The 14,546-nt window shown below is 48.8% G+C and carries 10 protein-coding genes; 8 read left to right on the top strand and 2 right to left on the bottom strand.

Annotated features, from left to right (window positions below; all coding sequences use genetic code 11):
* Window positions 1-3 precede the first annotated feature (3 nt).
* The 8 genes from CBP31_RS02700 to serA all read left to right on the top strand — a co-directional run bounded on the left by CBP31_RS02700 (window position 4) and on the right by serA (window position 11,978).
* A complete protein-coding gene (locus CBP31_RS02700) occupies window positions 4-1,314 on the top strand; it encodes a TolC family outer membrane protein (RefSeq protein WP_087034761.1) in 1,311 nt (436 codons plus the stop codon).
* Between the two features lie 32 nt (window positions 1,315-1,346).
* A complete protein-coding gene (locus CBP31_RS02695; RefSeq protein WP_087034760.1) occupies window positions 1,347-1,946 on the top strand; it encodes an OmpA family protein in 600 nt (199 codons plus the stop codon).
* Complete coding sequence (locus CBP31_RS02690) at window positions 1,946-2,644, top strand: transglutaminase-like cysteine peptidase (protein WP_087034759.1); 699 nt, start codon at window positions 1,946-1,948, stop codon at window positions 2,642-2,644. The genes CBP31_RS02695 and CBP31_RS02690 overlap by 1 nt, the downstream gene beginning before the upstream one ends.
* 2 nt (window positions 2,645-2,646) lie before the next feature.
* A complete protein-coding gene (locus CBP31_RS02685; RefSeq protein ID WP_087034758.1) occupies window positions 2,647-4,557 on the top strand; it encodes an EAL domain-containing protein in 1,911 nt (636 codons plus the stop codon).
* A gap of 122 nt (window positions 4,558-4,679) precedes the next feature.
* Entirely contained in the window at window positions 4,680-9,032 is a 4,353-nt protein-coding gene (locus CBP31_RS02680; RefSeq protein WP_087034757.1) for a retention module-containing protein, read from the top strand.
* A 38-nt stretch (window positions 9,033-9,070) separates the two neighbouring features.
* Window positions 9,071-9,658, top strand: a complete 588-nt coding sequence (locus CBP31_RS02675; protein ID WP_087034756.1) for a hypothetical protein — start codon at window positions 9,071-9,073, stop codon at window positions 9,656-9,658.
* A 56-nt stretch (window positions 9,659-9,714) separates the two neighbouring features.
* A complete protein-coding gene (locus tag CBP31_RS02670) occupies window positions 9,715-10,428 on the top strand; it encodes an SIMPL domain-containing protein (RefSeq protein WP_087034755.1) in 714 nt (237 codons plus the stop codon).
* A 320-nt stretch (window positions 10,429-10,748) separates the two neighbouring features.
* Window positions 10,749-11,978, top strand: coding sequence for a phosphoglycerate dehydrogenase (gene serA, locus CBP31_RS02665; RefSeq protein WP_087034754.1), 1,230 nt, complete (start codon window positions 10,749-10,751; stop codon window positions 11,976-11,978).
* Window positions 11,979-12,103: 125 nt separating this feature from the next.
* On the opposite strand, the gene CBP31_RS02660 is transcribed toward serA, so the two are convergent.
* Together CBP31_RS02660 and rimK are read right to left on the bottom strand one after the other, a co-directional pair.
* On the bottom strand, window positions 12,104-13,123 hold the full coding sequence (locus tag CBP31_RS02660; protein WP_087034753.1) for a succinylglutamate desuccinylase/aspartoacylase family protein: 1,020 nt from the start codon (window positions 13,121-13,123) through the stop codon (window positions 12,104-12,106).
* The gene (gene rimK / locus CBP31_RS02655) at window positions 13,123-14,025 is read right to left on the bottom strand and encodes a 30S ribosomal protein S6--L-glutamate ligase (protein ID WP_087034752.1); all 903 of its coding nucleotides are present in this window, start codon (window positions 14,023-14,025) and stop codon (window positions 13,123-13,125) included. The genes CBP31_RS02660 and rimK overlap by 1 nt, the downstream gene beginning before the upstream one ends.
* Window positions 14,026-14,546 lie beyond the last annotated feature (521 nt).

Below are 14,546 nucleotides of genomic sequence, written 5' to 3'. Positions count from 1 at the left end.
ACAATGAAGAAAACTATGATTGCGATCCTAATCGGCAGCAGTTTGGTGTTGCCGCTGCAAGCGGAGACCTTAGAAGAGGCAGTCACCCAAACGTTAATGACTCACCCTAAGGTTAAAGAGGCGTTTCATCTGTACCAAGCACGGCAATATCAGCAAGATGAAGCCGTGGCTGGCTATTACCCGACCTTAGATGCCAATGCGGGAATTGGCTATGAATATACAGATAGTCCGGGTACGCGCGCGATAGCTGGGAAATCAGAGGAGCTAACGCGTAAAGAAGCCGGATTGTCTTTACGCCAGTTATTGTTTGACGGCTTTAAAACCTCAAGCAATGTGCACCGCACGCAAGCAGAAGCCGATGCCCAAAGCTATGCACTGTTGTCCGATGCCGAAAATATTGCGCTTAAAGTAGCCGAGGTTTACTTAGATGTGCTGCGCCAAGATGAATTGGTTGAATTATCGCGACGTAACTTAGAAACGCACGAGCAAATTAACTCTGATATTCAACGCCGTACCGACTCAGGTATTGGCTCAACGGCAGACTTTAGCCAAGTTCAAGGACGAGTGGCACGCGCTTATTCCAATATGACGGCCGCAGAAAATAACTTAAGAGATAGCCAAAGTCAGTATATTGCTTTGGTTAACCAAGCGCCCAACGACTTGCGCCAACCCAAAGCCGACGCTAACTTTATACCGCCTTCACTGGATGATGCGTTAGTGATTGCTCAAGAGCGCCATCCTACTCTTACCGCCGCCGCGTTTGATGTAGATGCCGCCCACTATCAGCATAGAGATGCAAAATCGGGCTTTTATCCTAAGGTGCATTTAGAGTTAGGCAGTAATTGGGACGACGATATCGACGGTGTGCCCGGTCATAATACGGATTATACTGCCATGGTGCGCATGCGTTACAACCTGTTCAATGGTGGCGCTGATGTGGCACGCAGCCGAGCGACCTCAGCCCAAGAGATGCAAGCCAAAGATATTAAGATGAATGCCCATCGTCAGGTTGATGAAGGTATGCGCTTAGCGTGGGCGGCGTATGAAACGTTAGGCCGCCAAAAAGACTTTTTACGTCAACATGTGGAAGCGTCCTACAGCACGGTTGATGCCTATAAAAAGCAATTTTCATTAGGAAGTCGCACCTTATTAGACGTGTTGAATACTGAAAATGAGTTGTTTGAGGCGCGTCGCTCTTATATTAATGCGGAGTATGATCAGATACTCGCGGAATACCGCATTATGAATGCGTCTGGCCAGTTATTGGATGCCTTTCGTTTTACGCGCCCCGAACAGTGGCAAGCGAAGAAATAGGCCCATAAAAGAATATAATAAGGAGCAAAACAATGAAGCCATGGATGCTGTTAGTACTTATATCATTTCTATCTGGGTGTAGTTTAACGGCCACACCTGAGCAAGATACCAATGCGGCCTATGATTTAACGGATCTAGACCGAGACGGGGTGATTAGCGCACGCGATAATTGCTTGGATTCGGTATCGCAAGCCGAGGTGGACAATGATGGCTGTGGTGATAAGAAATATCTGGCGCTACAACAAGATATCATCATCTTATTCGATCACGATAAGTCGATTATTAAGTCTAAGTATCAAAGTGAGATCAATACCATGGCCAGTTTTATGGCCCAGCATAGAGAGCTTAAATTGCTGATAGAGGGGCATACCAGCCGAGTGGGTACAGAGCAATATAACTTGGCCTTATCTAAGCGCCGTGCTGAAGTGGCGCGTAGCGCATTAATTAACGCCGGTGTTGAGAGTGACCGACTGGAGATTATCGGTTTTGGTGAAACTCATCCGTTGCTGATGGGCGAAGGTGAACAGGTGGCGGCAGCTAACCGTCGAGTGGTGGGCGCGTTAACCTCGATGACAGAGAGCGCGCGTTTACGCTGGAATGTTTACAAAGTTGAACAGCCTAGTGCCAATTAATGAGGCCACGGCTATTGGTATCGTTACTCGTATGGATTGGGCTTGCTTTTCCCGCAGTCTGGCTGGGGGCAGCGGCTCAATCTTTACTTGGCGAAGATAAAAAAATGATTGCGGCGGTACGCCAATTTTATGGTCAAGCAGGCGCCCAGCGAACTCAGGCTTGGCGCTTGTTGGTTCACCAAGCGCAAACAGAAAATCTTGTGGAACGAGAATTATTGTCTAGGGTTAATATTTTTTTTAATCGCTTACGTTTTATTGATGATATTGCCTTATGGGGCAAACAAGATTACTGGGCGACACCACTGGAATTTTTAGGCGTTGGCGGTGGTGACTGTGAAGATTTTAGTGTCGCGAAATACGTGACCCTGCGTGAGTTAGGCATAGCAGATGAAAAACTACGTTTGGTCTACGTAAAAGCCCTCACTTTAAATCAGTTTCATATGGTAGTGGCTTATTATCCTTATCCCCAAGCGGTGCCGCTAATTTTAGATAATTTAGAGGGTAGCTTACGCTTGGCCAGCGAGCGCCATGATTTAGCGCCTATTTATAGCTTTAACGGTCAGCACTTATGGCTAATGCAAGAGAAAGGAAAAGGACAGCTTGCGGGTCAATCATCGCGACTATCACTGTGGAATGATGTTCGCGGCCGCATCGATATTGAGCGGTTACAAAAACCTAAAATGAATTTGGACCATTAACTATGACACTCTATCGACAGCTTTTACTTACCATGTTGTTACTGTTCGTCATGTTATTTATTACCGTTTATACGGTGCAATTTAACGCCACTAAAAATTATTTGGCCGCTCAGCAAGAAACCACCGTTATTAATACGGTTACCGCTTTAGGATTGGCCTTAACGCCTTATTTAGAAACCAGTGATGCGGTGGGTGCAGAGTCGGTGATTAACGCCATTTTTGATGGTGGCTTCTATAAGAAAATACAATTAGATCTATTAGCCGCAGGCACACAAATTAGCCGTGAGCATGCCGCACCGGTACAAGATATTCCTGCTTGGTTTACTCAGCTTAACTTATTCTCTGGCGCCAAGCATGAAGCAACGCTGACCTCAGGCTGGTTGCAGCTTGGCCGATTGTCGGTTGAAGGGCATGCGGGCCAAGCGTATTACCAGCTATGGCAAGTGATGAGTCGCCAAGCCTTTTGGTTTGCACTGTGCTTTTTGTTGGTATCCGCTTTGCTCGTGTGGGCACTGCGTTACTTGCTGGCGCCGCTGCATGATATTGAGCGTCAAGCGGAACAGGTGACCGAGCATCATATTACTCAGCCCATCCCGCTGCCAAAAACCCGAGAGTTAAGGAAACTGGTTTTTGCCATTAACACTATGTCCGCTAAGTTGGATATGCAGTTTCAACAACAGGCGGACGAAGTGGAGCGCTTACGTCGTCGTGCCTTTTGGGATCCTACTTCAGAGTTGGGTAATCGTGCTTATTTCGTTACTCAAACTCAGTCTTGGTTGAGCGCGGGTAACCGCGGTGCTGTGATGCTAGTGGCCGTCGATATGTTAGCAGAGGTGGATCAAGAGCATGGTTTTGCGGCTCGAGATCAGATGATCAAACAGATAGCCGCGCAATTACGCCAGCTGTGCCAGCGCTACAGTGATCATGTTATCTCCCGCATCTCTGCCCGTGAATTTGCATTGTTAATACCAGAATATAATAGCGAGCATTTATTTTTATTAGGTGAGGAAGTTAATCGTTTAATCAGTGACTTGCAGATGAACTCCACCGCTGTTAAGCCGGTATCTTTGGTTGGCATTGCGGTGATCACCGTCCAAGATAATGCCAGTTTACTGCTGACTCGTGCCGATAACGCTTTAGGTCAGGCGCGCATGGATGATACTGCCGCTGTGATCATCGAAAGTGGAGGCGCCCAAGAAAATTTAGGCCGTTTGGCGTGGAAGCAATTAATTGAAACTGCGTTACGCGATGATTTATTTGAATTAAGCAGCCAAGCCGTGTTTGCCGTTAATGGCCACTTACTTCACGAAGAGTTATATGTAGCAATTCGTACTCCCGATGCTTGCTATAGCGCCGGGTCTTTTCTTGCCATGGTGGAGCAATTTAAGTTAGGACAGCAGTTAGACCTGCATATTATTAACCGTGCACTCCAGTACTTAGCAACTAAGCCAGAGCTGCGCTTAGCCGTTAACCTCACGGCATACAGTTGCCGCCAACCTGAGTTTTGGCATAATTTACACCAATTATTATCACAGCACACTCAGGTGAGTGAGCGATTACAGTTAGAGCTGCCAGAGAGGGTGTTTTTATTGCATAAGAGCGCACTGCTCGCGCCCCTTAGCGCACTCCCTCTGAGCTGGGGTATCGATCATTTTGGTCGACATTTTGACTTACTCACTCAACTGGGTGATTTAAAGCCCGCTTACGTCAAGCTTGATTACGGCTATAGCGCTCAGGTAACACAGCCCGATTATGATGGGGCATTTTTAGCTGCTGTGTGCCGCGCCGCCCATAATATGGGCGCGCAAACCATAGCCACTCGCGTCGAGACGGCACAACAGCTGGCCATATTACAAACCCTCTATGTGGATGCTTATCAAGGCTTTGTCAGCCCGCCACAGCCTTTGGTTTAATCGTTCTAAAATTTCGAACGATACGCCCATAATTGACTCACATTGTGTCTAAATATTGTGCAGGATGTAAAAGGCGTTCGCTTCTAATCTTAAGGGAATTAAGCATTAGGAGGAATAACGCCATGGAAGCCACTCGCATTGAAAGCGCCATACAAGTCACTAACTTGCAAGGTCGTGCCTTTATTATTGGTGCTAACGGCATCACTAAAGCGGTGACAGTCGGCCAAGTATTAGCGCCGGGTATGGTATTACTGACCGACACTAATACCCAAATTACCTACGCAGATGCACCTACTGCTCCCAAAGTAGCCGCCACCTCGATTAACGAAGCCGCAGACACAGCTCCTGTCACGGCAAGTGACATTGCTGCTATTCAAGCCGCGATTTTAGCCGGCGAAGACCCGAGTAAATTATTTGAGGCGCCCGCCGCGGGTAATCCTACGCCGACCGGTGTGTTTAATGGCAGCAGTGGTAATGCGGGCTTTGTGGTAATTGATAGAGTGGGAGATAGCCTGATAGCAGAAGCGGGTTACGATACGGCCTTTGCCAATGCGCTCGGGCCCTTTGTTTTTGAAGAATTAGGTGATTTATTAGCAGATGATGGCTTAGACGGTGATGTTAATGACGATGCTCCTCCTTTAGCTTCTAATTCTATTCCTGAGTTAGTTATAGAGGTCGACCCCCCTCTAACCCCCACCAATAGTTTTCCTCAGGCCGGCAATAACGTCGCGTTCGTCGAAGAACGTGCCTTAGATCCCAATGGTAGTAATGCTCCTAGTGACAATGAAAGCACCACGGGTCGGTTTACTATCAATACCGGTAATGATGAGTTAGGTAAGTTAGAAGTGCAGGGCGCCGATGGCCTTTGGGTAGATGTGACTCTGGGTGGCACAGTTCCTGGTGCATATGGCACCGTCACGGTAACGGTGGAGAATGGTGAGTATCTGTGGCGCTATGACTTAACGGGCGCTATTGAACATCCTAAAGCAAATAAAACCGATGGCGAAGATACCTTGCCAGAAAGCTTTGCCGTTCGTGTCACCGATGATGATGGCGATCAGGCGAGTGGCCAGCTAACCATCCATATTCTAGACGATGGCCCTATAGCGTATGCGGATACGAACAGCGTGAGTGAAGGCGGTACTGCCGAAGGCAACGTGCTCACCGATGGCGCCAAACCTGATGAGTTTGGTGCCGATGGCGCCGCAGCAGGTGGTGGCGTGGTGGGCGTTAAAGCAGGCGCAGATACCAGTGCACCAGCCACGGGGAACCTAGACAGTGCGTTTGCGGGCACCTACGGCACCCTGACGTTAAACGCCAATGGCAGTTACACCTATACCAAAAATGCTAACACCGAGCTGCCGAAAGACGCGAAAGATATCTTTACCTACACCATCCAAGATGGTGACGGGGATCTGAGTACCACAACGTTGACGATTAATCTGTCAGACAGTGGCATTGTGGTCACGCCCTCCACGGAAGTGGAAGTGTATGAAAAAGCGTTGGATTTAGAAAAAGATGGCGACGATCTGGCGGCCGGTACTGTGGAGGGCAGTGATCCTGACGATACCCGTGAAACGGCCACGGGACAGCTCGCAGCGACGGGCGGCAGTGGTACTTTAACCTACAGCTTAGTAAGCAGTACCGAAGGGACTTACGGCCAAATACAACTTAATGCAGATGGCAGTTACACCTATACCCTGACGTCGCCCGTGACCTCCACCACCGATAATGACGGTGCCAACACCGAGTTGGGTAAAGAAACATTTACCTACACGGTGACCGACGCCAACGGCAATAGCCAACAAGGCACCATCAGTATCGATATTGTCGATGATGTGCCTGAAGCCAAGTCTGATATCAAAGACGTGGGTGAAGGTGGCAGCGTTGGCGGTAACGTGTTAGATAATGATGAGTTTGGTGCCGATGGCCGATACGGCGTGACTGATAAAGATATTGATGATCGTCACGGTGTAGTTGGCGTGATGAAAGGAGATACCGGCACCGCAGTATTGAATGGTGTGAGCACTGTGATTGAAGGAGACTTTGGATCGCTCACACTGAATGCCGATGGCAGTTACACTTACACCAGTAATGCCAATACTGAGCTGCCAGACGACGCGCAGGATGTATTTACCTACACCATCCAAGATGGTGACGGCGATCAGAGTACCACTACCTTGACCATTAATCTGTCAGACAGCGGCTTAGCCATTAGTGAGTCACCGACATTGGTAGTCTACGAAAAAGCGTTGGATTTAGAAAAAGATGGCGACGATCTGGCGGCCGGTACTGTGGAGGGCAGTGATCCTGACGATACCCGTGAAACGGCCACGGGACAGCTCGCAGCGACGGGCGGCAGTGGTACTTTAACTTACAGCTTAGTAAGCAGTACCGAAGGGACTTACGGCCAAATACAACTTAATGCAGATGGCAGTTACACCTATACCCTGACGTCGCCCGTGACCTCCACCACCGGTAATGACGGTGCCAACACCGAGTTGGGTAAAGAAACATTTACCTACACGGTGACCGACGCCAACGGCAATAGCCAACAAGGCACCATCAGTATCGATATTGTCGATGATGTGCCTGAAGCCGTAGACGACAACTTCAGCGTGGTTGAGGGTGGCTTGCCCTGTTATAACTTGATGCTGATCATCGATACCTCGGAGAGTATGCAACATGAAAACAGACTCGTTCTGGCCAAGGAAGCCTTAATTAATCTAATCAACAGCTATGAGGGTAAAGCGTCTGAGTTACGGATTAGCGTGATTGATTTTGGGAGCGATGTTAAAGGAACTCGAGTAGATATGACTGCTGCAGAGGCCATTGAGCATATCGATAGCTTGACGGCGGATGGGTATACCAACTATGCCGATCCCTTGAATCAAGCCCAGACTATTCTGACTGGTCAGCTCGAGAATGATAAAGAGGGTGAAGTACACCGAGTGTATTTTATTTCCGATGGTGGCCCCAACAGAGGAGTTGCTCCCGCAGACTGGCAGGTTTTTGTCGATGATGAAAATATCGATGTGACTGCCGTAGCGGTCGGCATAGAAGGGGATTGGGCGATAGACGAGCTTGATAAAGTCGGCAACAGTGGCGACGAAACTCTGGAGATTGAAAGTGCTGACGAGCTGGATGCTACCCTGCAGGGCACTGTGCCGACCTCGACGGTAGTTACGGGTAATGTGCTGGATAATGATGAGGGCGGAGCCGATGGTGTAGGCCGAGTGATTTCCGTAACCTACGGCGAAGATACTTACGAGGTGCCGGAAAATGGTTCGGTGGATATTATTACTAGCGACGGTGTTTTTACCATGAAGTCGACGGGTGACTTTACCTATACAGGTCCGGGGGATGTGCCTGAGGCTGGTCTCAAAGAATCCTTCGGTTACACCATGACAGACGGTGATGGTGATACCAGCAGCGCCACGCTGAACATTACCGTTAAGGATGGCGGACAGACCCAGCCTGACGTCGTAGACAATGAGGAAAGCGACGGCAACGGCGGAAATAATGGAGGAGAAGGCTCGACCTGTCCGCTCTCTGGCTATTGGATAGATCATATTAGTCTGCCTCATGTCGCCGCATCCTTTGCGGGGCTCTGGGGCGCGGCACTAGCGGCGGCCGACTTGCTGATCGACATGGGCGATATTAATACGGGTATTAACCTGTCGTGGCAGAATTGCCCCGACGGTATTGAACTGACCAGAGAAGATAGATTTGATGGTGAGAGTTATGTGGGTGAACGCCTGATAGCCTTTATCGATAACCAACTGGAACAGGCCGGTAGTCCGCTGTTTTTCACGCTGGATATGAATATCGATGGCAGCTACGAGTTCGACCTGCATAACTTGGATCCTATGTATAGCGGAGCTTCACTAGTGGGAGACCTGTTGAAGTTTGAATTTACCGCGAAAGGAGTTAACGGAGAGGAAACGAGCCATCCGTTTAGTATCGAGATCGACAGCGAAGTCCAGCATTTGTCTGGCTCGGCGCTGGCCGGCACCATTCAGACCGAGGTGAATGATAAGCTGCATATTCTTGGGCTGGACGGTGACGACAAGCTGGCGGGTGGTGACGACATCGATGTGCTGATAGGTGGACTCGGCAACGACGAACTGAGTGCTGGAATGGGTAATAACCTACTGAACGGTGATGAGGGCATAGATACCTTTATTTTCACCGAGATTGATCCTGGGTCGATCAATGTCATCACGGACTTTACCCCAGAGAACAGACTGGATCTGAGTGCCTTGCTGACGGATGCAGGCCTTGACGATCTTTCCGATTACCTGAGCTTTAGCCTGGATAACGGCGACACCTTACTTCAGGTCTCTGCGGATAATGGAAATAGCCAACAGATACGGTTTGAAAATGTCGATTTGTTAGCTATGTATGGCTCTGCCAATAGCGTTGAGCTGGTCAACAGCATGCTTGAAGATCAGGTTCTGGTCATCAATAGCTGACACCCAATTGCCTGCCATCGGCAGATAAAGAGGTAATAATGGCCAAGATCACCCAAGTACAATTACAAGGCATTCATTATTATTGGGATGGTAAAGACATTCTGGTTGATGATGGCGTGGGTGATCCTTGGTCAATAAGTGGCAGCTTATTGGAGAGAATAGAGTTGGAGCAAATAGCGTTGGTAGACGATGAGTATGAACAGGAAACTACGGCGCTGTTTAGCTTCGACTTTTTAGCTCAGCAATGGTCACTGGTTAACGCATCCTTAACTGAAGACATTAAACTGTTTGATGAGCACGGCCAAGAATGTGCTTGGCGGTTACTCACCGCAGTCGCTGAACACCCAGATGCCGGGTTGTTAGCACAAATTCTAATCCCAACCGTTCCCGCCAATGCTCTCCAAACTGAAGCGCTCCAAGCAGAATCCGAACTCGCGCCTTTGCTATCCGCAGAGCCTGAGTCCGTAACTCGAGCCGTAACCATAAGCGTGGAGGATATTTTGCAAGATGCCGAGAGCTTATTGGTACCGCTTAATGTGTCTGCTCTTGACACACTGAGCTTGAATACCGCCGCGGTGGACGATGTGCTTAATTGGCTAGCCGTGTATAGTCACCCTGACTTATGAAATGACTCATACTTTAATTCTGTTAGTTTTATACGCTAAACAATGAGGCCGTATTTATGCGCACCACAGCACTGAGCACTCTCTTCTTACTGCCGTTACTCATTAGCAGCAGCGCCTTTGCCATTGCCGTCCCCGATAAAGCGCACTTGATGACGCAAGGGCAATCTGAAATTCGCGTTGCTCCCGATATGGCTACTTTAACGGTGATGGTTACGGCGCTTAAACCCGAAAGCCTCGCTGCCAAAGAAGAAGTGGACACCAAAGTGGCGGCGTTATTCAGTAATTTGGCCAGTTTAGGTGTCACTAAGAAAGACATCGACAGCGGTAACGTGATCACGCGTCCCGATTATCAATACGGTAAAGATCAAGCTCCGCCTAAATTGCTGGGCTATCAAGCGGAGCGCCAAATCAGCGTGCGCTTGTACGATCTCGATAAACTAAGTGAAACCCTGAACACCATTTTAGAGCAGGGGGTACAAAATATTCAGCAAGTGAGTTACGACCGTCGCAATGCAGATGAACTACGCCAACAAGCCCGTGTTGCGGCCATTGCTAATGCGCGCACGATTGCAGAAGAGCTTAGCCTGGCGGCGGATCGCAAACTGGGTGAGGTCTATGCCATTGAGTATCAGCCACAGCGCCAAGCCGCTCCGCGTCACCATGGCATGATGAATGCGAAAATGGCTTCCAGTGAAGATCGAGATGCCAGTTATGTACAAAACGAAATAGAGTTTAGCGACCAAGTACAAATGGTCTTTTTACTGAATTAACACCGGTTTTTACATACTCTACGACAGGGCTGCGTTGCAATAGGGGGGTAGCAACGCCGCCAGTATGTTCATGAAGCACGAATGTAGTCGCGTGCTCTAGCTGCGAAATCCTGCATAGTAGGATCTGACGCACAAGTTCCACCCTTAACGCTTTTTTATGACCATTTACCTCTGCCACAAGCCCGCTATTTCCTCTCGGCTAACCTTCAAAAAAAATTTATAACATCAAAAAATGTGACTTTGATAACATAAATTCCCTCAGGCCGATGTTTTTGATACTTTAAGCTCATACTCACGCAGCTGTCAGAAAGGAACAGGTCATGGCTCTCTACTCTTTAGATAAAGATAAGATTAAAATTTTATTACTCGAAGGCGTACATACAGGCGCTGTTGAGATGTTCAAAAATGCCGGTTATAGCAATATCGACTATTTAAAGACCTCATTGACGGACGAAGAGTTAAAAGAACGTATAAAAGACGCACATTTTGTGGGTTTACGCTCTCGCACCCAGATCACCGAATCGGTACTGGATGTGGCAGAAAAGCTGGTGGCTATCGGGTGCTTCTGCATCGGCACCAACCAAGTGGACTTGGATGCGGCCGCCATTCGCGGTATTCCGGTATTTAACGCGCCTTTCTCCAACACCCGCAGTGTGGCCGAATTAGTATTGGGCGAAATACTGTTGTTGTTGCGTGGTATTCCTGAGCGTAACGCGAAGGCACACCGTGGCGAATGGCAAAAAACTGCGACTCATGCCTTTGAAGCCCGCGGCAAGCGCCTAGCGATTATCGGTTATGGCCACATTGGTATTCAGTTGAGCATTATTGCTGAAAGCATTGGCATGCAAGTGTCTTATTACGACATTGAAACCAAGTTGTCATTGGGTAATGCCACTCAGGTCTACGACCTAGAACAGCTGCTGAGCCAGTCAGATGTGGTGACTTTGCACGTACCGGAAACCCCACAAACCCAGAACATGTTTGGTGCCGCTGAGATGGCGATGATGAAGCCTGGCTCTATCTTGATCAACGCCTCACGCGGCACTGTGGTGGACATAGATGCGCTGGCCTGTGCACTTACCACTAAGCACATTGCCGGTGCAGCCATTGATGTGTTCCCGGTTGAGCCTAAGTCTAACGACGAAGAGTTCGTATCACCGCTGCGTAACTTCGACAACGTGATTTTAACGCCGCACATTGGTGGCTCTACTCAAGAAGCGCAGGAAAATATTGGTTACGAAGTAGCGGGCAAACTGATTAAATACTCAGATAATGGTTCTACTTTGTCTGCGGTTAACTTCCCAGAAGTGTCGCTGCCAGAGCACCCAGATACCAGCCGTTTGCTGCACGTACACCACAACAAGCCGGGTATTTTGAGCCAAATCGTGCAGGCATTTTCTGCAGAAAACATCAATATTGCTTCTCAGTATCTGCAAACCACACCGACCATTGGTTATGTGGTGATTGAAGTAGAAACTGCACAAAGTGAGCAAGCACTCACTAAATTGAAGAGCATTGAAGGCACTATTCGTGCCCGTATCGTGCACTAAGATAATTGCCAAGCTTAAGTGAGCAAAAGCTTAGGTTAATAACAGTGTGAGTGAGCAAAAAGGGGCCATATTTGGCCCCTTTTTTCATCTCTCAAATTATTTATGTACGCTAAAAAATTCGCCGTTTAAAAACTCTGCGGCTGAATATCCATTTCATCCACAAATCGCTCCACGTTCATCTCTGCCTGTTTCACCGCATCAAAACTGGCAATGTGAAATACCGCGTCGCCTTCATTGACTAACGGCATGGTTAAACAACCAATAACGATGCCGCTCTTAGGTGCAATCACTTCCCGCTCTTCGGCGCTTAACGGGGCCGTAATGGTCCCCAGACATTGACCTTTAGTGACTCGATCGCCCAAACGCGCTTTAAGGTGCAATAAGCCATCTTGCTCGGCGCGGATCCAGTTACTGGACTTGGCAATCATAGGGTTCATCTGTGCTTTTTTTACCGTGGGCTTGAGCATGCCTAAGGTACGCATCACGTTTAAAATGCCACGGGTGCCGGCCTTAATGGCCACCGGCTCAAAGCGCAGCGCTTCTCCCGCCTCATATAGAATCACTGGAATATCTCGGCTTTCGGCCACGGCGCGCAGTGAGCCATCGCGAATACTGGCATCCAAAATTACCGGTGCACCAAAGCTCTCCGCCATGCTACGGGTAATATCACAGTCTAATTTGGCGCGAATTTGCGGCAGGTTAGCTCTGTGAATGGCCCCCGTGTGCAGGTCTATGATGTGCGAGCAATGACTGACGATTTGATCAACAAAAAAATGCGCCACTCTCGAGCCTAATGAGCCTTTTTCACTCCCAGGAAAGCAGCGATTTAAATCGCGACGATCCGGTAAATAGCGCGACTTATTAATAAAGCCAAACACATTTACTACCGGCACGGCGATAAGGGTGCCCTTTAAGCGCGCCGGATTGACCCGGCTCAGCACTTGATTGACGATCTCAATGCCGTTGAGTTCATCGCCATGAATGGCTGCACAAATCAGCAGCACGGGACCGGGGTGCTTGCCGTGAATAATTTCCAGCGGCACCGTTAATGGTGACTGGGTATACAGTTGAGCCAAGGCTAACTGCAGCACCTTGCGCTGGCCTGGTGCGACTTCAATACCCGCTAACGTAAAGGGTGCCGTCATTAGCCACGCTCGCGCGTTTTGGATTTCTTGTGGCTGTGCTTTTCAATGTAATCGATCATCATATCGGCTACATCTTTGCCGGTGGCCACTTCAATACCTTGTAAACCCGGTGAGGAGTTAACTTCCATGACCAAAGGCCCACGCTTAGAGCGCAATAAATCCACGCCCGCCACGTTTAAACCCATGGCCTTAGCGGAAGCGATAGCGGTTTTACGCTCTTCTGGCGTAATGCGAATAAGTTCGGCGGCACCGCCGCGGTGTAAGTTAGAGCGAAATTCACCTTCTTTGGCTTGACGCTTCATGGCGGCAATCACTTTATCGCCGAGCACGAAACAGCGAATATCAGCACCACCGGCTTCTTCAATAAATTCCTGCACCATGATATTGGCTTTTAAGCCCATAAAAGCTTCTAACACGCTCTCTGCGGCCTTGCGAGTTTCTGCCAATACCACGCCTATGCCCTGCGTGCCCTCAAGCAACTTGATCACGAGCGGCGCGCCACCCACCATATCGATCAGATCCGGCACATCGTCAGGTTTGCAAGCAAAGCCGGTGACGGGCATGCCCACCCCTTGGCCCGACAACAGCTGCAAGGAGCGCAGTTTATCCCGTGAACGGCTGATGGCAGCCGAGTGATTCAGCGAATAGCAGTTCATCATTTCAAACTGGCGCAATACGGCACTGCCGTAAAAAGTCACACTGGCACCAATGCGCGGAATGATGGCGTCAAACTGTTCCAGCTCCTTACCGTGGTAGTGAATAGAGGGCTTATTGTCATTGATGTTCATATAACATTTGAGGGCATCAATAACGCGCACCTCATGGCCGCGCGCTTCGGCAGCCTCACGTAAGCGACGGGTAGAATAAAGGGAGGCATTGCGAGACAGAATGGCAATTTTCATGGGTGTGGTGAGGCTCTCTATACGTTGTGAGGTGAACTATGAATGCAGGCTCGGTTAACTGTCCTGATGGCTTCGCACTATATTGCGCTAATTATTCGCACTATTTACGCTAACAATGCGCTGAGCGCCATCAAGAAAAAACGGGTCTGGGCACAAAAAAATTTTAATAGGTGCTTAACTTATCAGTAATGGCCTACGGTTAAGTTAGGGTCTATTGACCTTTCGCGGTTAAGTTTTGTTCGAGTTAAACGCGTTTTTATCGCGGCGAGTGGAGTATAGCCTAGTCATTCTAAGCAAACTCTCACTCAACAAAGAGAAAAACGCGTTTAGCCGAACCCGAAGGGCAGCATTTGTGGCGCCTTTCTACGGCGTTATCGCTTATTTATGGAGAATGACTCCATGACACAAGCGACGCCTTGTATAAAAACCCCACAAACTGCTGCAAAAATCATCTCGAAAGGTCAATAGACCCTAGTCATATTAACAAATCCCCGCAGGCATTGGGCTTTCATTGTCTGCGG

The sequence above is a fragment of the Oceanisphaera profunda genome (genome assembly GCF_002157895.1).
In the GTDB taxonomy this organism is placed as follows: domain Bacteria; phylum Pseudomonadota; class Gammaproteobacteria; order Enterobacterales; family Aeromonadaceae; genus Oceanimonas; species Oceanimonas profunda.
This window is presented reverse-complemented; position numbering and strand designations above follow the sequence as displayed.